A 19126-nucleotide genomic window follows, 5' to 3' on the forward strand; every position below is an offset into this window, starting at 1 on the left:
GCGGACAACGCCTAGTAGGATTCCGTGAGGCCTTTCCGGCGGGCTTGGTCATCTGTATGTCGTGTGCGCGGATGCGATCGCCCACGGGCGCTACGCGCCACCACCCGCCGGTGGCGGCCGCGGCGGTGCAGGGCGAGGAGGGTGACCAGCGCGCCGGCCAGGACGCAGCATGCCGCGAGGCGAAGGCCGAGGTCGTAGCCCTCCAGGAACGCGCTGCGGGGCTCCGTCCCGGCGCGCAGCGCGGAGCGCTCGCGGCGGGTGAGCACCACACCCACCAGGACCACGCCGAAGACACCGGACACCTCGCGGGCCGCGCTGAGGAGGCCGGTGGACATGCCGGTGTGGCTCTCCGGGACCCGGATGAGTGAACGCACCGTCAGGGGAGTGGTGAGTGCCGAGCCCGCACCGATCAGCAGCAGCCCCGGCTGCACGTCCCAGTAGTCGGCCCTCAGTCCGGTCCCTGACACGTAGAGGAGCCCGATCGCTACGAGCCCGAGCCCCGCGGCGATCGACACATGCGCGCCCAACGTCCGCGCGGCGCGCTCGGAGAGCGGGGTGCACAGCAGCAGCGCACCGGCCAGCGGCAGGAAGGCGAGGCCTGCCCGTGTCGGTGAGAAGCCGAGGACGCGCTGCAGATAGAGGGCCGTGAAGAAGAAGACGCCGTTGACACCGACGCCCCACAGCATCTGCGCGAGCACCCCGCCGGTGAGGAACCGGTCGCGCAGCAACCGCAGGTCGACCAGCGGGCGTACAGATCTGACCTCGATGACCACGAACACGCAGGCGGCGACGGCGGCGACGGCGAGACAGAGCGGTACCGGCGCGGCGGTGAACCCGTGTTCGCCGCCGCGTACCAGACCGTAGGTGAGGAGGTACAACGACAGGACGGACCAGCACACGCCCGGCAGGTCCAGTCCGCCGCGCAGCGACTCCGTGGAACCGGCCGGGATCGCCGGCACCAGCAGCAGCGCCAGCAGGCCGAAGGGGACGTTCAGCGCGAACACCCAGTCCCAGGACCACCGTTGGGTGACGAACCCGCCGACCACCGGGCCGAGCGCCAGTGCCACCGCGAGGGCCGCCGTCCACAGCCCGACGGCCGTGGAGCGCCGGTGCTCCGGGAGATCCGCTGCCACGACGGCCAGCGAGGCCGGAATGACCAGCGCTGCACCCACGCCCTGAACCGTCCGCGCGGCGATGAGCGTGCCCCCGCTGTCGGCGAGTGCCGCCGCGGCCGAGGCCACCGTGAAGACCAGGATCCCCGTGGCCACCACCGACCGGCGGCCGAGCAGATCGGTCAGCCGCCCGGCCGGCAGCAGCAGCGCGCCGAAGCTCAGCACGTAACTGCTCGCCACCCACTCCAGGTCCGCAACCGACAGGCCCAGTTCACGCTGCACGGTTGGCAGGGCCACGTTGACGACCGTGTTGTCGAGCGTGGTGACGAAGCCGGTCAGGGTGAGAAGCGCCAGCAGCGCGAACAAGCGTGCACGTTCCACTGTTGCTTCCTTTACCGCGGATACGGCCGTCAGGGGGATTGTCGGGGGTGTCACGGCGCAGAGGATCTGTCCTGAAGCGCCGAATCGAGACGGGTCTTTGTCACCGGGACAACAGAACCGGTGCGGCACGTCCCTGCGTACGAGCACGCGGTGGTGGGCCCGGGAGGCTGCGATCCTCCCGGGCCCGGCACGCAGGTCAGACCCTGCCCGCCGCGAACGTGGCCGCCGCATCGGCGTCCGCGCTGTAGCCGAGGTGCGCGAGGACGTCGTCCCCGCCGTTCACACACACGGGGTCGCCCTTGGCGCAGAAGTCGATGGTGCGGCTCTGGTAGGTGCCGGTGACGCTCTTGCCCTGGGCCCGGATCGGGTTGCCGAACAACAGCACCGCGGTGACCCTCGGCGCGAGCGCCGCGGGGATCGTGGCCACGATGGGGCTACCGACGAGCGCGCCCGCGCTGCTGATTCCGATGGAGTTGTCGACGACATTCGCGCCCTGCGAGTAACCCACGAGAATGAATCGCTGGTTCGGGCACGTGGACGCCTGGCTCATGACATGGCTCACCAGGTTCAGGTTTCCCTGTGCGGCCGAGGTGAGGGAAAGGTCCGCGGGGTAGTCCACCTTGTAGCTGGACAAGCTCTTGCCGGTCAGTTTCTTCTGCAGGGCGGCATACACCGGGTCGCCCACGACTGTGCCGAGCGTGCCCGGCTCGAAAGTGCCACGGGCCGCGACCACGTCGATGTCCGTGCAGGTGGCGGCGGCTGCCGTGGGGGCCGAGAGTGTGGCCAGTCCGGCCCCGCCGGCCAGTGAGAGTGCGGCGAGACACAAGCGGATACGCATGTGAATCCTCTGCGGTTCGGGCGCGTCATGCGGCTCTGGAAAAGGACGCCCCGAACTTATTCGCGTTTTCCCGCCGAGTGTTACGAACGATAGTTCAGAAGGTTCCTGATTTCTGTTGCGAAGGTGAGTCGAGGGTTATCTCGGAGTGGGCCTACGAAGTACCGTTTTCCTGGTTGTGGAGGGCTTCGGTCCGCAGGGCAAGGATGAGGTCCAATCGGGCGTCGGCGTCCTGGAGGGCGTCACCGAAGAGTTCCTCCAGTTGGCGCAGGCGGTAGCGGACCGTCTGCGGGTGGATGTGGAGCCGGGTGGCTGCGTCGGGCACGTTGCTGCCGCTGAGCAGCAGGGCCAGCAGGGTCTCGGCGAGCCGTGCGCGCTGTCCTTCCGAGACCGTGTCCAGTGGGGCGAGGACGCGTGACCGAAGCTGCGCGAGGAGAGGCTCGTCGCTGTGCAGCAGAAGGGTCGACAGATGGTCGGCACAGTGCAGGACGCCCTGGCGGGGCAGGACGCCGCGCCCCATCAGCCCCAGCGCGCGGGTGGCCCAGCTCAGCGACCGAGCGGCCTCGGTGAGTGGAACCGACGGTCCGATCGCGGCTGGCCGGCCGCGCAGGGCGAGGGTCAGATTCCGCGCGCCGAAGCGGCCGGTGTCGGAGGGTTCGGGCAGCAGGATCCGTGGCGGTCGTGACTCCATGTCGACGAGGGCTCCGTTCCCCAGAAGGAGTCCGTCCGTGTCGCGTTGATCCGGTGTGGCGGCGAGGGCGACGACCGCGACGTGCTGCGGTACCGGCCACCGGGCGCCACGAGCGAGGTCCTGCACGGTCTGCAGGGAGACAGGCTGCCCACCCAACAGCGTGTCGAGCAGATGTTTGCGCCGCCGCCCCACCGTGTCCGCGTTGCGCAGCTGCCCTTCGGCGTACCCGGCCGCGGCCGCCTCGGTGACCTCGTGCACGGTGCGGAACGCGAGCCCGCCCAGCGCGGCCACCGCGGGGGAGTCGAGGCCCAGCTCTTCCACCGCGCGGCCGACAAGGCGCCAGGCATGCAGTCCTCCGATGCGCACCGCGGACTGCAGGGCGTTGAGGCTGTGGCCCTCGAGGGCCACAGCGCGCCCGAGTTCGTAGTACGGCCCGCGATGGCGTCCGCCTGACCGGAGGCATCGGTGATGTGGTCGACGAACAGGTTCAGCGCGGTCATCACCCCGGCCTTCAGGTTGCGGCGATAGACCCCGTCGGCCCCGTACTCCGGAACCTGGCTGCGGACCTCCTCCTCCACTTGCGCGGCGATCTCCTTGAAGTGGCTGCGCAGCAACTCCACGACATCGGGCGGGACGAGGGGAACCGCCGTGCCGGTGGACACCTCGTGGGGTGCGGGGACGGGCATCGTGGACACTCCTTTCACCCGGAACCGACTCACCCCCATACTGTGTCCTGCGGGCCGGACGGAATGTGCGGTGTTGGCCGGACGGCTCTTGTGGTCCATTCCGTACCCTCTCGGTACCGGCGTCACTTCGGCAGCCCGAGCGCGGCGGCGAGCAGTGGCCAGGACGCGGTGAACTCCTTCTTCCAGTAGGCCCAGCTGTGCTCTCCTCCGGTGTAGAAGTGGGTGGTGACGGGAATGCGGAGCCTGGCCAGGGCGTCGGTGAAGCTGTGCGCGGAGGGCCATAGCGCGCTTTCCAGCGCCTCTGCGAACAGGTCGCCTGTGCCGCCGAACACGCCGCTGCCGCTGGAGACGTACAGGCTGGTGCCGCGCAGCCCGGTGGCGCGGGCCCGCGGGTTGAAGTTCTGCCAGGTGAGGAAGTCGAGTACGGGGTTGCCCCATACGGAGAGGAACGCCAGGTTCTCGCGGGCCACGATGGCGTCGAAGACGGGGGGCACGCCGGCTGCGGTGGTGTCGAGGACGCCGCTGTAGGAGGCGGCCGCGGTGAACATCCCGGGGTGGCGGGCCGCGTGTGCCATGGCGCCGTAGCCGCCGGTGGAGACCCCGGCGACGGCCCGGACGCCGGAGGCCCGGTAGTCGCGGGCGAGCAGCGCCGGAACCTCCTTCAACTGGAAGGTCTCGTAGTCGGCGCCGCTGCGCCACACGGTGGGGATGCCGGTGGGGCCGGCGTCCGGCATCGCCACGATCAGGTCCCGGCCCGCGGTGAAGGCCTCGATGTCCGTCTCGCGGGTCCAGGACGTGTAGTTGTCGTGGGCGCCGTGCAGCAGGTAGAGGACGGGGTACGTCCGTCTGGGCTGGGTGTCGAACGAAGACGGCAGGATCAGCCGTACCGGTGCGCTGCGGCCCAGGGCGGCGGAGGACACCGACACGTCGAGGGTGCGCGGTCCGACCTGGGTGGCCGCCTGGGCGCGGGTGGTGGCGGCCGCGGCGCCGAGCAGGACGGCCAGCGACGTGGTCGCGGCGCCCTTGGTGACGGTGCGGCGGGACACGGTGCGGGTGCGGTGGTTCATGGTGGCTCCTCGTGGTGCGGGTTCAGTGCTGCTGGGCGGCTTCTTGCCGCAGACGGGTGGCGATCCGGTCGACGTGCGGCGGGTCGAGCAGGGACAAGTGGTGGCCGTCCACCGGCACGACCGTCAGGCGCGGACATATCTCGTCCCAGCCCAGCGCTTCGTCGTCCCGTTCGTATGCCGGGTCGTGCACGGTGTGCGGAGCGGGGGCGGTGGCCCGGAACAGGAGCACCCGGCCGTCGTAGGGCGCCGGGTCGTGGGCCTCGCCGATCCGCATGTCCAGGTAGGAGGAGCGCTGGTGCTCCAGGGCGGCCGGCGGCACGTCGGTGGCCTCGCGCAGAGTCCGCAGCACGGCGTCGATGCGCTCGGCTTCGTCCTCCATTGCGACGAGTTCGTCGTACGGCAGGTCCAGCTGGACCCCGTAGGTGTTGGCGACGTGCCGGGCGAAGCCGGTGAAGTGGGCTCGGGTCCGGTCGGCCGGCGTGAGGCCGGGCTGGGGGAGCGGCCGTACGGAGTCGATGAGCGCCACCAGCTCCACCTCCCTTCCGGCGGCGGTGAGTTGGCGTGCGGTCTCCTGGGCGACGAAGCCCCCGAAAGACCAACCGCCCAGCATGCAGGGCCCGTCGGGCTGGACGGCGGCGATGGCCTCGGCGTAACGGCGCGCCTTCCCCGTCACGGTGGCGGCCTCTTCGAGCCGTTCGAGCCCGTACACGGGGCGGTCCTCGCCGAGGCGTTCGACGAGAGTGCGATAGACGTCGGTCGTGCCGCCGGCGGCGTGGACGAGGAAGAGCGGAGCCCCGGAGCCGACCAGGCTCAGCGGCCTTAGCGGGGAGTCGCCACCTGTGGGGAGCCCCTGCTGGATGCGGTCGGCCGCTTCCTGCACCGTGGTTGCCGCGAGCAGGTCGCGCAGGGCTATCTCGGTGCGGAACTCCCGTTGCATCGCGGTCCGGATGCGGACTGCCATCAGAGAGTCCAGAGCGAGGTCGGCCAGGACGGTCGTGGGAGTGATACGGCTTCGCTGGTGGCCGGTGACGGCGGCGATGTGATGGCACAGCCGGGCGGAGACCGAGGTGCCGATGGACGTGTCCTGGGCCGGCTCCGGCCGATGCGCGGGCACCGACGGCGCGGCCACGGCGGGCGCGCGTCCGTCTGTCCACCAGTGACGGACGTGCCGCCAGCGAGGTCCGGGCACGTCGATGACGCGGCCGGACGGCATCGGCAGGCGCCCGCCTCCGGCGTACAGGGCGCCGACCTGGGTCAGGAACGCGGTGGAGTCGTCGGCGTCACGACGCAGCGTGCCGACGGTGAGTGCGCCGGGCGCCGTGCCGGTAATGGCATGGGGCAGCACGGGGTGGGGCGAGATCTCGACGAACGTGGTGTACCCGTCGGCCGCCGCCGCGGCCACGGCCCGGTCCAGGCGCACCGGCCGGCGCAGGTTCGCGACCCAGTGGGAGGCGTCGAAGACGCTTTCGTCGCGCGGTTGGTCCAGGACGGTCGAGTAGACGGGCACCTGCGGCCGTCCGCCCCGGACGTCGGCCAGGGCGTCGGCCAGCTCCGGCAACAGGGGATCGACCTGGGGGGAGTGGCCGGCGCCCACCACCCGCATGACCCGGGCGGCCCGTCCCTCGTGTTCCAGCCGTCGCACCAGCCGGGACACCTCCCGCTCCTCGCCGGTGATCACCTTCTGACCGGGTGAGGAGTGCACCGCCACATGGACGCTGGGGAAGTGCCTTCGCAGGGTGTCGAGTTCATCGTCCTCGACGTCCACGACGGCCATGGCACCCCCGCCCAGCCGGCTGAGTAGCCGGGCCCGTACGGCGACGACGCGCGCCCCGTCGGAGACGGCCAGGGCGCCCGAGCAGACCGCGGCGGCCACTTCGCCCACCGAATGGCCGATGACGGCGGCAGGTTCGACACCGTGCGCGCGCCACAGCTCGGCGAGCGCGACCTGGAGGCCGAACAGGACGGGCTGGGCGACTTCCAGGCGATCCAGATCTTCGCCGGACGCCAGGTGGTCGTACAGGGAGAAGCCGCACTCCGTGGCGAGTTCTGCGTCGGTCTTCTCCACCGCGGCGGCGAAGGCGGGTTCCTCGGCGAGCAGGCGGCGTCCCATGCCGGCCCACTGGCTGCCGTATCCGGAGAAGACCCACACCGGGCCACGCCCGAGACGATCGCGGTCGCCGGTCACGACCCGCGCGTGATCGCGGCCCTGCGCCAACGCGGTGAGCGCGTCGGTGAGTTCGTCGTGGCCGCGGGCGGCGACGGCGGCGCGTACGGGTCCGCGGCCGGTGCGCCCGGCGAGGGTGCGCGCCACGTCGTCGAGGTGTGCGGCGCTTCCGGAGGGCGTACGGAGCCATTCGGCGAGCCGGCCCGCGGTGTCCCGGAGGCGTTCGGCGTCAATGTCCGAGAGCAGATGCAGGTGGGCGGCCGGTCTGTCGGCAGGGGACGCCGATGGGACCGAAGGCCGCCATTCCTCCAGTACCGCGTGGGCGTTGGTGCCGCTGAAGCCGAAACCGGAGACCCCTGCCAGTGCCGTGCCGCCGTAGCGGGGCCACGGCTCGGGCTCGGTCGTGACCCGCAGCCGTTCGTCGTCGAGCGCACTGCCGTCTGAGCAGTGCAGGGACGGCGGGATGATGTCGTGGTGCAGGGCGAGGACTGTCTTGACCAGCCCGGCGACGCCCGCCGCCGACTCCAGATGGCCCAGGTTGCCCTTGACCGAGCCGAGCAGCAGCGGCTGGTCGGGGTCGCGGTCCGCGCCGAGGACCGCGCCCAGCGCGCCCGCCTCGATCGGGTCGCCGAGGGGGGTGCCGGTGCCGTGCGCCTCGACGTGGTCGACGTGCGCCGGGTCGGCACCGGCTCGCGCGTACGCGGTCGACAACAGGGCCTGCTGGGCTGCGGGGTTGGGCGCCAGAAGGCCGTTGGAGCGGCCGTCGGAATTGACTGCCGTGGCACGGATGACGGCCAGCACCCGGTCGCCGTCCCGCTCGGCGTCGGACAGCCGCTTGAGGAGGACGGCCGCGCAGCCCTCGCCGCGCCCGATGCCGTCGGCCGCTTTGGAGAACGGTTTGCAGCGGCCGTCGGCGGCGAGGGCTCCCGCCCGCTGGAAGGCGACCGTGACGGTGGGGGAGAGGAGCAGGTTGACGCCGGCGGCGATTGCCAGGTCGCTCTCGCCCGTGCGCAGGGAGACGCACGCGTGGTGCACGGCGACCAGCGAGGAGGAGCAGGCGGTGTCGACGGTGATGCTCGGCCCGCGGGTGTCCAGGGTGTATGCTATGCGGCCCGCGGCGACGCTGAGTGCGGCTCCGGCGGGTGCCCAGGGGTCGACCGAGTCGGTGTCGGCGCCGGTGAGTTGGCCGTACTCGGCGGTCGAGACTCCGATGTAGACGCCGGTGTTGCTGCCGGCCAGGGACGCGGCCGGGACGGCGGCATGGTCGAGTGTCTCGTGGACGACCTCAAGGAGGATCCGCTGCTGCGGGTCCATCACGGCGGCCTCACGCGGGGTGATCCGGAAGAAGTCCGCGTCGAAGCCGGCGATGTCGTCGAGGTATCCGCCGTAAGGGAGTGCGTCGGAGGGCGGAAAGGCGGTGAAGTCGCGCCAGCGGTCCTCCGGGACCCGCCGGATCGCGTCGACGCCCTCGCCCAGCAGCCGCCAGAAGTCGTCGGGGCCGTGCACACCGCCGGGCAGCCGACAGCCGACCCCGATGACCGCGACGGGCTCGTCCGTCGGACGCGGCACCGTGACGTGGATTTCCCGGGGGGCCGTGGCGGGTTCCGTCCCGCACAGGTACGCCACCAGGGCGTCGCCGGTGGACGCCTCCCACAGCAGCGTCGTCGGGAGTTCCTGGCCCGTGGCGTGGGACAGTTCCCCGGCCAGGACGACCGCGTCCCGTGAGGACATGCCGAGGTCCGACAGCGGTCGGTCCATCGGGACGTCCTCGGCGGACGTGCCGTTCCAGACGGCCACCCGTTCGGCGATCATCCGGCGCAGCGCGCTTGCGTCGAGGGCCGTCATTCCGCGTTCTCCGCCGCGTAGGATCCCGCCAGGTACCACTCTCGGGTCAGTGCCCGCGACACCTTGCCGCTGGTCGTACGGGGCACGGCGCCAGGTGGGACCAGTACGACGGCGGCGAGCCTGAGCCCGTGCCGGGAGGAGACCGCCGCACGTACGGCCCGGGCGAGGTCCGGTACGTCTATTTCGCTCAGGCTCGCAGTCCGCACGTGTTCGGCCACGACGACCACCTCCTCGCCGGAGTCGCCCGGCACGCCGAAGGCGGCGAGCCGGTCGCGGCGCACGGCCAGATGCGCCTCCTGGGCCGTGGCTTCCACATCCTGCGGATAGTGGTTGCGGCCGTCCACGACGATGAGGTCCTTCAGCCGGCCGGTGACGATCAACTGCCCGTCCAGCACGGTCCCCAGGTCACCGGTGCGCAACCAGTCACCCGGCGCGTCCTCGGTGTCCGCGAACGCGGCCCCGAAGACAAGTCGTGTCTGTTCTTCCTGGTTCCAGTAGCCGCGTCCCACGTTGGGCCCCTGCACCCAGATCTCTCCGATCTCTCCCTCGGACAGGACAACGTGGGAGACCGGGTCGGAGATGAGGACTCGCTGGCCCGCCGAGATTCCGCAGCCGGCCAGCAGCACGGCTCTGGGGTCGTCGGGACGTGTGGAGAGCGCCTTTCCGGAGGCGAGGGCGTCGCGGTCGAGGGCGAAGCGGCGCAGCGGCTCGCCGGGCCGGGCGGCGCTGACGAAGACGGTCGCCTCGGCGAGCCCGTACGACGGACAGTGCACCTCGGGCACCAGGCCCTGGTCGGCGAACGCGGCGTGGAAGCGGTCGGCCGTGCCGGGACGGACCGGCTCGCTGCCGTTGAGCAGGGCGGCGATGCCGCCCAGCCGCAGATCGGCCTTCTGCGCGTCGGTGACGACGGAGGCGCAGTAGTCGTAGGCGAAGTTGGGCGCCGCGCTGAGCGCGTGCGGATGTGCCGAGAGCAGCCGGAGCCACCGCACGGGTGACTGCAGGAACGCGGCCGGATCCATGAGCACCGAGAGCAGCCCGCGCACCACCGGGGCGGCGACGCTGAGCACCAGCCCCATGTCGTGGTACAGCGGCAACCAGCCGACGCAGGTGACCAGTTGGACGTCGGCGCCGTAGGCGGACAGCGCCTGGCGGGCGTTGGCGACCACGTTGGCATGGGTGATCTCCACGCCCGCCGGGGTGCGGGTCGAGCCCGAGGTGTACTGCAAGTAGGCGATCGACGTCCCATCGGGTGCCGCGGGGGGCGGCCCGTCCCCGGCGGCGGTGTCGGGCACCTCGTCCGCCACGACGATCCGTACCGGCATGCCCGAGCAGAAGTCCTCCACCTCATGCAGGAGGGCGCCCGTGGTCACGACGACCGCCGGACGGGCATCGGCGAGGACGGCGGACAGCCGGTTGTCGTGCCCGCGCATGCCGGGCGGATACAGCGGTACGGCGACCAGCCCGGCCGTGAGCGCCGCGAGGAACGTGGAGATGTAGTCGATGCCCTGCGGGCACAGCAGAGCCACCCGCTCACCCGGCGCGGCCTCATGGGCCAGCCGGGCGGCCAGCGCTCTCACCCGGATGTCCAGACGCCTCCATGTGAGGGTGCGGTGGACGCCGCGCGAGTCCAGGCTGGGATGGTCGACGAAGGTGAACGCTCGGCGGTCGGGGGCTGTTCGGGCCCAGTGCCGCACGTACTCCGGCAGGGTCGGGTACGACGGCGTGAGCGGGGGGCGCTGGCTGTCCATCGGGCATGGCTCCTCAGGTGACGGAGTCGGGTGGTAGGGCGAGGAGAGGGCGGACCGGACTGTTCGGTACCGTTCGGTCCGGTTCAGAGGGGGATGTTGCCGTGGCGGCGCTCCGGCATCGGGGCGCGCTTGCCGCGCAGCGTCCGCAGTGCGCGGCAGACCTGCTCGCGGGTTTCGTGAGGGGCGATGACGGCGTCGACGTAGCCGCGCTCGGCGGCGAGATACGGGGTGCCGTGGGTGCTCTCGTACGCGGCGACCAGCCGTTCGCGCAGGGCCACCGGATCGGCCGCGGCGGCGAGTTCCCGCCGGTGCAGGATGCCCACCGCGCCCTCGGCGCCCATCACGGCGATACGGGCGGTGGGCCAGGCGAGGTTGACGTCGGCGCCGAGGTGCTTGGAGCCCATCACCGCGTATCCGCCGCCGTACGCCTTTCGGACCACGACGGTGACCTTCGGGACGGTCGCCTCGGCGTACGCGTACAGCAGTTTGGCCCCGCGCCGGATGATCCCGGCCTGCTCCTGGCGGACGCCGGACAGATAGCCCGGTACGTCGGCGAAGGTCAGCAGCGGGATGCCGAACGCGTCGCAGAACCGTACGAAACGCGCGGCCTTCTCGGAGGCGTCGATGTCCAACACCCCGGCCGAGCACAGGGGTTGGTTGGCCACCACCCCCACCGAACGGCCCTCGACGCGGGCCAGCGCACAGATGATGTTCGGCGCGAACAGCTCCTGGATCTGCAGGAGTTCACCGTCGTCGACGACCGTGTGCAGGATGTCCCGCATGTCGTAGGCCTGTTGGAGCCGGTCCGGCACGAGCTCGTCCAGCCGGGCGCCGTCGTGGGCGGGGGCCGGGGCGTACTCCGGCGGCCGTTCGAGGTTGTTGGCGGGCAGATACGACAGCAGGTCCCGTACGGTGTCCAGGGCATCCTCCTCGTCGGTGGCGAGGAAGTGGGCGTTGCCGCTCAGGGTGTTGCTGGTGCGGGCGCCGCCCAGCTCCTCGGCGTCGGTGCGTTCGCCGGTGACCGCCTCGATGACCTCGGGCCCGGTGACGAACATGTGCGAGGCGCCGTCGACCATCACGGTGAGGTCCGTGATGGCCGGCGAGTAGGCGGCGCCGCCCGCGCAGGGGCCCAGGACGACCGAGACCTGCGGGATCACGCCGGACGCCTTGACGTTGCGGCGGACCAGTTCGGCGTAGAGGGCGAGCGAGGAGACGCCCTCCTGGATGCGGGCCCCGCCGCCGTCGTTGAGCCCGACGACCGGGCAGCCGATCTTCAGGGCGAGGTCCATCAGGGCGACCGTCTTCTCCCCGAAGGCCTCGCCCATGCTGCCGCCGAAGACCGTGGAGTCCTGGGCGAAGACGCAGACGGTACGGCCGTCGACGGTGCCGTACCCGGTGATCACCCCGTCCCCGAACGGGCGCCGGGCGCCGTCCCCGACGGGCCGGGCCCGCACGAACAGACCGGTCTCCGTGAAGGAGCCCGGGTCCAGCAGCCGTTCGATCCGCTCCCGTGCGCCGAACCGCCCACGCCGTCTCGTGCCGCCCGGAGCCGTCGCCAGCGCCTGACGGACGTCCAGGTCGGCGATGCGGTCGACCGTACGGTCGAGGGCAGGCTGCGGTACCTGCCTCGTCCGTGACGTTGTTGCCTCTTGTGCCACTACCACCTCCGAAATGGCTTTCGAATATGGCAGCGGGGGAGGGCTGATCAGGGAGGTCTGTAGGTTTTCTTGTGGGAGATGAGTCCCGAGGGGCATGCGATTGGTGCTGATGTGACAAGGGGGGGGTCGATGCGTGTTGCTGCGGAACACCCGTGGTGACCAGCTGTCGGCCTTCGGTCGACAGTCCGCAGTGGCTCACCCCTCGGGCTGAAGGTTCGCGGCGGGCACCGTTTGCCCGTCCGGTGGACGTCCTCGTCCACGGGCCTGGTGACGTCGGCTGGTCCCGAACCCGGCGGCGATCTTCGCCAGGGTGGTGTGTTCGCGCAGTTACACCAGTGCAGCCGTCGCGCGCTGGGACGGGCGGACCTTGCAGCGCCGGTCCCCTCGCGGGTGACGACCAGCGTGGTTGAGACGTCGGACGTCTCGACCAAGAGCCCGAGGGCCTCGCTCGTTGCGCGTCATGGACCGTCACCCGACCGGAGGCCAACCCGAAGAAGCTCAATGGCCGAACAACTGACCAAGGCGGGGAATTTACCTTCTTAAATATTTCTTGGTGACGGAAGGGGGGCCTTGCGGTTGAATCCCCTCCAAGAGTAAGTTTAAACTTCTACCAAGTGTGCGCCGCGGTGTCGTTACTGTGAGATCTCTTCCTGGGGAGATCTGTTGTGGGTGGAGGCATGGTGGACGGTGCTCGATTATCGCACGGCGACGGAAACTTTCGGATTTTGCTGCATGGTGAGCCGGGAAAGTGGTGTGAGGGGTCCCGGTCCGGCTGGCATTCCCTGTGGTACCGGGCGAGGACGGACAGAGGGGCTCACCTGACCGGGCGCCGGGTCGACGGAGAGATGTTGGCGGATATTCTGTCCCCGCCTTGCGACATCGAGATCAGATATGACGGGCATGATGAGGGAGTCCCGCGTCCCGAGTTCTGGAGCCTGGTCCACGTCGTCGATGGAGAAGTGGCGATCAGGCAGGAGAACCAGCCTGGTCGGGCTCTGTTGGGCGCCGGTGACCTGGGGATCTGTGATCTGGGCAGAGAGGGGCGATTATGTATGGCCGAGGGGGCGCGATTGGCTTTGATCAGTATCCCCGGGGGAGCATCCGTCGACCATGCCTGGCTTTCATCCGATGTTTCTGTGCAAATCATCGACGGAACGTCCGGTATAAGCAATGCGACTGCCTGTCTCTTACGGGCCGTCACTATGAACCTTACGCATTTTAGTGAAGAGTCGATTCGTGTGGTGTACCGGTCGATACGAATGCTTCTCGATACGGTACTGGCTGAGTCCATGCATGACATGGAATATGCGGGACAAGGAAGTGAAGGAGATGCGGAGGCCATACGGCAATTCATTGCGCGAAATCTGGCGGACATCTCGCTCGGGCCGGCCATGATCGCCGATAGTTTTCATATCTCGGTCCGGCAGCTGCACAGAATCTTCGAAGGGGAGCATCGCGGTGTCGCGCACGAGGTTCTTGAGCAGCGGATTCACCGGTGCGCGAGCGATCTCCGGGACCCGGCGCTTCGGCACGAGAACGTCAGCGCCATCGCCCTTCGGTGGGGAATCGACGACGCCTCCAAGTTCTCACGCCAGTTCCGTTCCGTCCTCGGAGTGTCTCCCCGTGAGTACCGCGCCGGGCACGACGTCGTCTGAGCTTCGCGCACCGTCGCGGGGTACCAGGCCGAGAGCGCGGACCGGACACATCGTGACGGCGCGGCGGACGTGGACAGCGTGCTCGGGGGTGGGTTCTGGGACGAGTAGGACGACCCGGCCGTCGTACTCGTCCTGGTCGAAGACGGCGGGGGCGGCATGCACGCACATCCCGCCGCCGATACATGCCTCCCGGTCGGCTGTCACCCGCACGGCCTGCCCGGTGCGGCCCGCCGTCACCAGGTCACCCGCAGTGAGCTCAGCCCGAACACCAGACTGGAGCCCCGGAACTCGGCCCCTCCATCCGGATCGGCCGGCGCCAGGCCGGGGAAGCGCCGCAGCAGAGCGGGGAAGGCCACACTCATGGTCATCCGGGCCAACGGCGCTCCGATGCAATGGTGTACGCCGTGCCCGAAGGCGATGTGCCCCGCCGCGTCCCGGGTGATGTCGAGGGCGTCGGGATTGCTGACGAACGCGCTGTCCCGGTTGGCGGCGGGAATCGACAGCATGACGAACGAGCCCTCGGGTATGACCGTTCCAGCGATCTCCACGTCCGTCGTGGCCGTACGCGGCGGCAGCGTGTGCGCGATGGAGAGCCAGCGCAGGAGCTCCTCGACGGCCGCGTCGACCTGAGCCGGGTCGTCGCGGATCGCTGCCAGCTGGTCCGGGTGGCGCAGCAGCGCCAGGGTGCCGAGTCCGAGCATGTTGGAGGTCGTCTCGTGGCCGGCCTGCAGCAGCAGCCCGGCGATGCCGATCAGCTCGTCCGTGCTCAGTTCGTCACCGTGGTGACGGACCAGCATCCCGATCAGGTCGTCGCCCGGATCCGCACAGCGGTGCGCGACCAGAGCGGCGAGGTACTCCCGGTCCGCCCGGCGCGCCGCGTTGCGCTCCTGCATGGGCAGCGACAGGTTCAGGACCCGGGCGGACCGGTCCTGGAAACCGGCCCGATCGGCGTACGGCACGCCCAGCAGCTCGCAGATCACCATCATGGGGATCGGCAGCGCGAAGTCGGCCATCAGATCGGCGGGCGGCCCGGACCGTTGCAGGTGGTCCAGTGATGCTTCCACGATCTCCACGGCCCGTGCCTCCAGACGTCGCATCCGGCGCTCCGTGAACGCCGGGATGAGCATCCGGCGCAATCTCGTGTGCTCCGGCGGGTCGTAGCCGAGCAGATTGCCCGCCCGCATCCTGGCCAGTTCGGCCTCGCTGACGTCGCCGCCGCTCGTCAGCCCGAACAACGGGGTACGGGCGAGGCTGAACCGGGTCGAGTCCGCCATCACCTCGCGGACGTCCTCGTAGCGGCAGACCAGATAGGCGGGCGCACCGAACAGCGTCGGCCGGCGCACCACGCCCTCACGGTCCCGGACCCGTGCCAGCTCCTGGACCGGGTCGAGGCCTTCGCGCCGCATCTCGAGTGGCAGTTCTGCCGCGTCGGTCATCGCCTGCTCACCATCCTCATCTTCACGCCTCTCGTCGTCCGGGGCACGCGAGGCGAGCCCCGGCACGTACTCCGTCCGGCTTCCGGGGAAGGCCGGTCCCACGGGCCGGCCCGGCCTACACTCGCTCGGTGGCGATGACCAGATAGTCGATGCTGTGCTCGCCGAATCCCTCCAGGAACGGGGCCTCGACTCCGGTGCGCAGGGCCGACCGCTCACGCAGTTCCCAGTAGGGGACGGCCGCCTCGGTGTGGTCCTGCACGTGGTAGGGGACCAGACCGTTCGCGGCCAGGGCCTCGAAGTACGTGCTGCGCTTGTGCATGCCGCACAGGTAGTGCTCGTCGATCCGCCGGGACGCCTCCGAGCGCGGGTGCACGGCGTCGTGGCGGGTCCAGGTGACGGCGACGTAGCGGCCGCCGGGGCGCAGCAGGCGCGCGAACTCGGCGAACGCCTTGTGGATGTCGACGCACATGGTGGTCTCGTTGGAGACGATGTAGTCGAAGGTCCGGTCGGGGAAGGGGGCGCTGACCATGTTGGCGAAGTGGAACCGGACGCGGTCGGCGACACCGCGTCGCAGGGCGAGTTCCTCGGTGAACTCGACGTGGTGGGCGCAGTAGTTGACGCCGTCGACCCGGCAGCCGAAACGGTCGGCGATCATGAACGAGGTGCCGCCGCGGCCGGATCCGGCGTCCATGACGCGGGACGCGGACGGCACGTCCCCCAGGGCGTCGAGAATCAGGCCGGTCTCCAGCGACTCCATGCGGTGAAGTTCCCGCAGGATCAGCTTCTCTCGCTGTTCGGCCGGCGCGTCCAGGATCGTGTGGTCGTAGTCGCCGATGCCGTAGTGGTGGTGGTAGAGGCCGTCCTCGCTGCCCAGCAGGAGGTTGATGTCGTCCGACTGTTTGGTGTCCCAGTAGCTCCGCTGCTCGATGTCGTGCTCGCCGAGGGTGACGACGTCCAGGTTTGGCATGGGGGCTCCTCCAGGGTGGTTCGGATGCGGGCCGGTCGGTCGGAGCGGCTCAGACGCGTTCGGAGGCGATGACGAGATAGTTGAGCGTGCTGTCTCGGTAGCCCTGCAGGAAGGCGTCCTCGACTCCGGTGCGCAGGGCGGTGTGGTTGCGCAGTTCCCAGTAGGGCATGGCCTCGTGTGTGTAGCGCCGGACCCGGTAGGGGACCAGATCATTGGCCGCCAGAGCCCGGAAGTAGGTGCCGCGCCGGTGCATCCGGCACACGTAGTGCTCGTCTATGCGTCGCGTCGCCTCGGAGCGAGGGTCGACCGCGTCGTCACGGCACCAGGTCGTCATGACGTAGCGGCCACCGGGGCGCAGGAGCCGGGCGAACTCACGCATCGCCTCGAAGGCATCGGCGTACATTGTGGTCTCGTTGGACACGACGAAGTCGAACCGGCCGTCGGCGAACGGCGTCTGGAGCATGTTGCCGAGGTGGAAGCGGACCTGTGAGTCCCAGCCGTGCCGTATCGCTATCCGCTCGGCGAATTCCACGTGGTGCTCGCAGAAGTTGACGCCGTCGACCCGGCAGCCGAGTTCGCGGGCGAGGGTGAAGGCGGTGCCGCCGCGACCGGAGCCGGCGTCCATGCCCCGGGCCGTGGACGGCACGTCCGCGAGGGCGTCGACGATCAGCCGTACCTGATCGCTCTCCATGCGGTGGAGTTCCCGCAGGATCGCCTCCTCTCGCTTTTCGGGCGGTGTGTCCAGGACCGTGTGGTCGTAGTCGCCGATGGCGTAGTGGTGGTGGTAGAGGTCGTCGTCGGCACCGAGCAGAAGGTTGATGTCGTCGGACCGTTTGGCGTCCCAGTGGGCTTTGAGGTCGCGTTCGTAGGCGTTGCGCGCATGGCTCTCGGTCCTGGTCGTGGTCATGAGGGGGCGCCCTTTCTCGTAGGACGGTTCGGACGGGAGGGCGGTGCGCTGTCGGCCAGCCAGGCGATCGACGCGCAGCGCAGCAGGGACATCGCCGATGATTCGGTGGGGTCGAGCCCGACGAGGGTGCGAATCCGCCGCAGTCGGTAGTCCAGCGTCCGCGGATGGATGCCCAGGGAGCAGGCTGTCTCGACACGATGGCTGTGGCAGGCGATCCAGGCGGTGAGTGTGTCGGCGAGTTTCGTGTCGGTGGTGACCCGCTGGATCAGCTCGATGGCCTGGTCGAGTGTCCCCGGATCCGCGCTGAGGACGATCCGCTCGAAGAGCAGGGACCGTAGCTCGTAGCACTGGGCGGGATAGCCGAGCCGGCGAAGACTCGCCAGGGAGGCCTGGCATTCCCTGGTCACCGTCTGGATCTCCGTGGCCCCCACGGGCGGCGACAACAGGGACCAGAAGGCCGTGTCCGACTCCTGTGCCACCCGCCGGTGGAGCTGGTCGGCAGCCCTCTTGCCGAGACGGCCGGGAACGACGAGAGCGAGATCGTCGCCGACCAGCGCCCAGAACACGTCCTCGGCTTCCAGGCCCTTCGCCACCCTGCGCCAGGTGTGCTTGGCCCCCTCCCCGGAGTGGCACCGGCAGGACAGGAAAAGGACGGTGGACGGAGTGAACCGGGCCGGACCCAGTTCGGCGACTCCGGTGTCGGCGACGTTTCCGCACACCAGGTCCTGTCCGACGGTCTCATGGGGCGAGGCTGCCTGCCCCCGTTCCATCAGGTGGCGGTGGTATCCCGCCACGGCGCCGTGGGAGAGCGAGCGGACGGCCGGCTGACAGTACGAGACGAAGGCCATGAGTCCGACCACCAGTTCCGGCGGGCTCTGCTCAAGGACGTACTCGCATGCCGTCTTGAGGCCGACCCGCACGACCTGCAGGACCTCGCCCCCGGTGAACGCGTGGTCCGCGAGGATGCGCGTCACCTCGCACAACGGGCGTGTGCCGGCCTCCAGGCAGTCCTTGTCGTCGCGGAACGCCTCGACGAGCTGTGACCAGAGGGCGCGCAACAGGTCCTCGTACTCGGTCCGTTGCGGGCCCGCGATCCTGGCATGGGCCGGGACGCTGCGGTCGGCGGCGGCCGAGAGCCGCTCGACGACCTCGCGCCCGTGCAAGGACAAGAAGGAGACGATCGCACCGAGTTCGCCGTTGCGCACGGCTGCCCTGCCCATGTCTACCCGCGCTCCGTCACGACGGTGTGCGCGCGGGGGTGACCGAGTGCCGCGAGCACCTCGTCGACTCGCCGGCAGACCACGAGGCGGCGAGCGGTGCCCGCGGTGACGAACCCCTCCCGGACGGCGTCGGAGAGGAAGGCGTGCAGATGCCGGTAGTAGCCGCCGCTGTCCAGCAGCACACAGGGTTTGCCGTGCAGTCCCAGATGGGACCAGGTGAGGACCTCGAAGAACTCCTCGACGGTGCCCAGCCCGCCGGGCAGCGCGACGAAGGCATCACCCAGGTCGGCCATGACGGCCTTGCGGCGGTGCATGTCGGACACCACATGAAGCTCCGTCAACCTCGGATGGGTGGCACCTTCATGGGCGTGGAGGCTCTCGGGAATCACTCCGACGACACGTCCGCCGGCGCTCAGGGCCTCGTCCGCCAGCGGGCCCATGAGCCCGACCGAGGCACCTCCGTAGACGACATCGAGCCCGGCCCGGGCCAACGTCCGGCCCAGCTCGCCCGCCGCTCGAAGGTGCTGTTCGGCCAGACCCGGCTTTGCTCCGCAGAACACGGTGACGGCTTCTATCGGCATAGTAATTCGTCCTTCGTTACCGAGCTTCGTTACCGAGGGGATGAGAGACAGCGAATGCCGACTTCTCGCCAGGCGGCGGCCGATTTCATTCCAACCCGAATCGTGCCAGAGCGATGTCGGGCTTTCTTGTCATCCCGCGCACACTTTCTTGTCGAAGCGTGCCGTTGCGCCAG

Annotated in this window: 13 protein-coding genes and 1 pseudogene; 1 reads left to right on the forward strand and 13 read right to left on the reverse strand. The window is 70.0% G+C overall.

Annotated features, from left to right (window positions below; all coding sequences use genetic code 11):
* Window positions 1-11: 11 nt before the first annotated feature.
* The 7 genes and pseudogenes from ACQEWB_RS48525 to ACQEWB_RS48555 form a co-directional block, all read right to left on the reverse strand.
* Window positions 12-1493, reverse strand: coding sequence for an MFS transporter (locus ACQEWB_RS48525; protein ID WP_432843154.1), 1482 nt, complete (start codon window positions 1491-1493; stop codon window positions 12-14).
* Window positions 1494-1689: 196 nt separating this feature from the next.
* Window positions 1690-2331: a cutinase family protein gene (locus ACQEWB_RS48530; protein WP_432843156.1), complete on the reverse strand. Its 642-nt coding sequence runs from the start codon at window positions 2329-2331 to the stop codon at window positions 1690-1692.
* A gap of 151 nt (window positions 2332-2482) precedes the next feature.
* A pseudogene (locus ACQEWB_RS48535) lies at window positions 2483-3705 on the reverse strand (PucR family transcriptional regulator).
* A gap of 122 nt (window positions 3706-3827) precedes the next feature.
* Window positions 3828-4772, reverse strand: coding sequence for an alpha/beta hydrolase (locus ACQEWB_RS48540; RefSeq protein WP_432843158.1), 945 nt, complete (start codon window positions 4770-4772; stop codon window positions 3828-3830).
* Between the two features lie 22 nt (window positions 4773-4794).
* The gene (locus ACQEWB_RS48545) at window positions 4795-8781 is read right to left on the reverse strand and encodes an acyltransferase domain-containing protein (protein ID WP_432843160.1); all 3987 of its coding nucleotides are present in this window, start codon (window positions 8779-8781) and stop codon (window positions 4795-4797) included.
* Window positions 8778-10529 (reverse strand): fatty acyl-AMP ligase, encoded by a 1752-nt coding sequence (locus ACQEWB_RS48550; protein WP_432843162.1) that lies wholly within the window; start codon window positions 10527-10529, stop codon window positions 8778-8780. Before ACQEWB_RS48550 ends, ACQEWB_RS48545 begins: the two co-directional genes overlap by 4 nt.
* An 83-nt stretch (window positions 10530-10612) precedes the next feature.
* Window positions 10613-12187, reverse strand: a complete 1575-nt coding sequence (locus tag ACQEWB_RS48555; protein WP_432843164.1) for an acyl-CoA carboxylase subunit beta — start codon at window positions 12185-12187, stop codon at window positions 10613-10615.
* Between the two features lie 1136 nt (window positions 12188-13323).
* Between ACQEWB_RS48555 and ACQEWB_RS48560 the strand changes: the two genes are divergently transcribed.
* Window positions 13324-13842 (forward strand): helix-turn-helix domain-containing protein, encoded by a 519-nt coding sequence (locus ACQEWB_RS48560; RefSeq protein WP_432843166.1) that lies wholly within the window; start codon window positions 13324-13326, stop codon window positions 13840-13842.
* Here the strand turns inward: ACQEWB_RS48560 and ACQEWB_RS48565 are convergent.
* The 6 genes from ACQEWB_RS48565 to ACQEWB_RS48590 form a co-directional block, all read right to left on the reverse strand.
* The gene (locus ACQEWB_RS48565; RefSeq protein WP_432843168.1) at window positions 13774-14079 is read right to left on the reverse strand and encodes a ferredoxin; all 306 of its coding nucleotides are present in this window, start codon (window positions 14077-14079) and stop codon (window positions 13774-13776) included. The two genes, ACQEWB_RS48560 and ACQEWB_RS48565, sit on opposite strands and share 69 nt — an antisense overlap.
* Window positions 14076-15278: a cytochrome P450 gene (locus tag ACQEWB_RS48570; RefSeq protein WP_432843170.1), complete on the reverse strand. Its 1203-nt coding sequence runs from the start codon at window positions 15276-15278 to the stop codon at window positions 14076-14078. The genes ACQEWB_RS48565 and ACQEWB_RS48570 overlap by 4 nt, the downstream gene beginning before the upstream one ends.
* Before the next feature lie 115 nt (window positions 15279-15393).
* On the reverse strand, window positions 15394-16245 hold the full coding sequence (locus tag ACQEWB_RS48575) for an SAM-dependent methyltransferase (RefSeq protein WP_432843172.1): 852 nt from the start codon (window positions 16243-16245) through the stop codon (window positions 15394-15396).
* A gap of 49 nt (window positions 16246-16294) precedes the next feature.
* Window positions 16295-17152 carry an SAM-dependent methyltransferase gene (locus ACQEWB_RS48580; protein ID WP_432843174.1) on the reverse strand — a complete coding sequence of 286 codons (858 nt, stop codon included), beginning with the start codon at window positions 17150-17152 and terminating at the stop codon, window positions 16295-16297.
* Entirely contained in the window at window positions 17149-18372 is a 1224-nt protein-coding gene (locus ACQEWB_RS48585) for a PucR family transcriptional regulator (RefSeq protein WP_432843176.1), read from the reverse strand. The genes ACQEWB_RS48580 and ACQEWB_RS48585 overlap by 4 nt, the downstream gene beginning before the upstream one ends.
* A gap of 2 nt (window positions 18373-18374) precedes the next feature.
* Window positions 18375-18953: a TIGR00730 family Rossman fold protein gene (locus tag ACQEWB_RS48590; RefSeq protein ID WP_432843178.1), complete on the reverse strand. Its 579-nt coding sequence runs from the start codon at window positions 18951-18953 to the stop codon at window positions 18375-18377.
* Window positions 18954-19126 lie beyond the last annotated feature (173 nt).

The organism is Streptomyces sp. CA-249302 (assembly GCF_050936785.1).
Classification (GTDB): Bacteria; Actinomycetota; Actinomycetes; order Streptomycetales; family Streptomycetaceae; genus Streptomyces.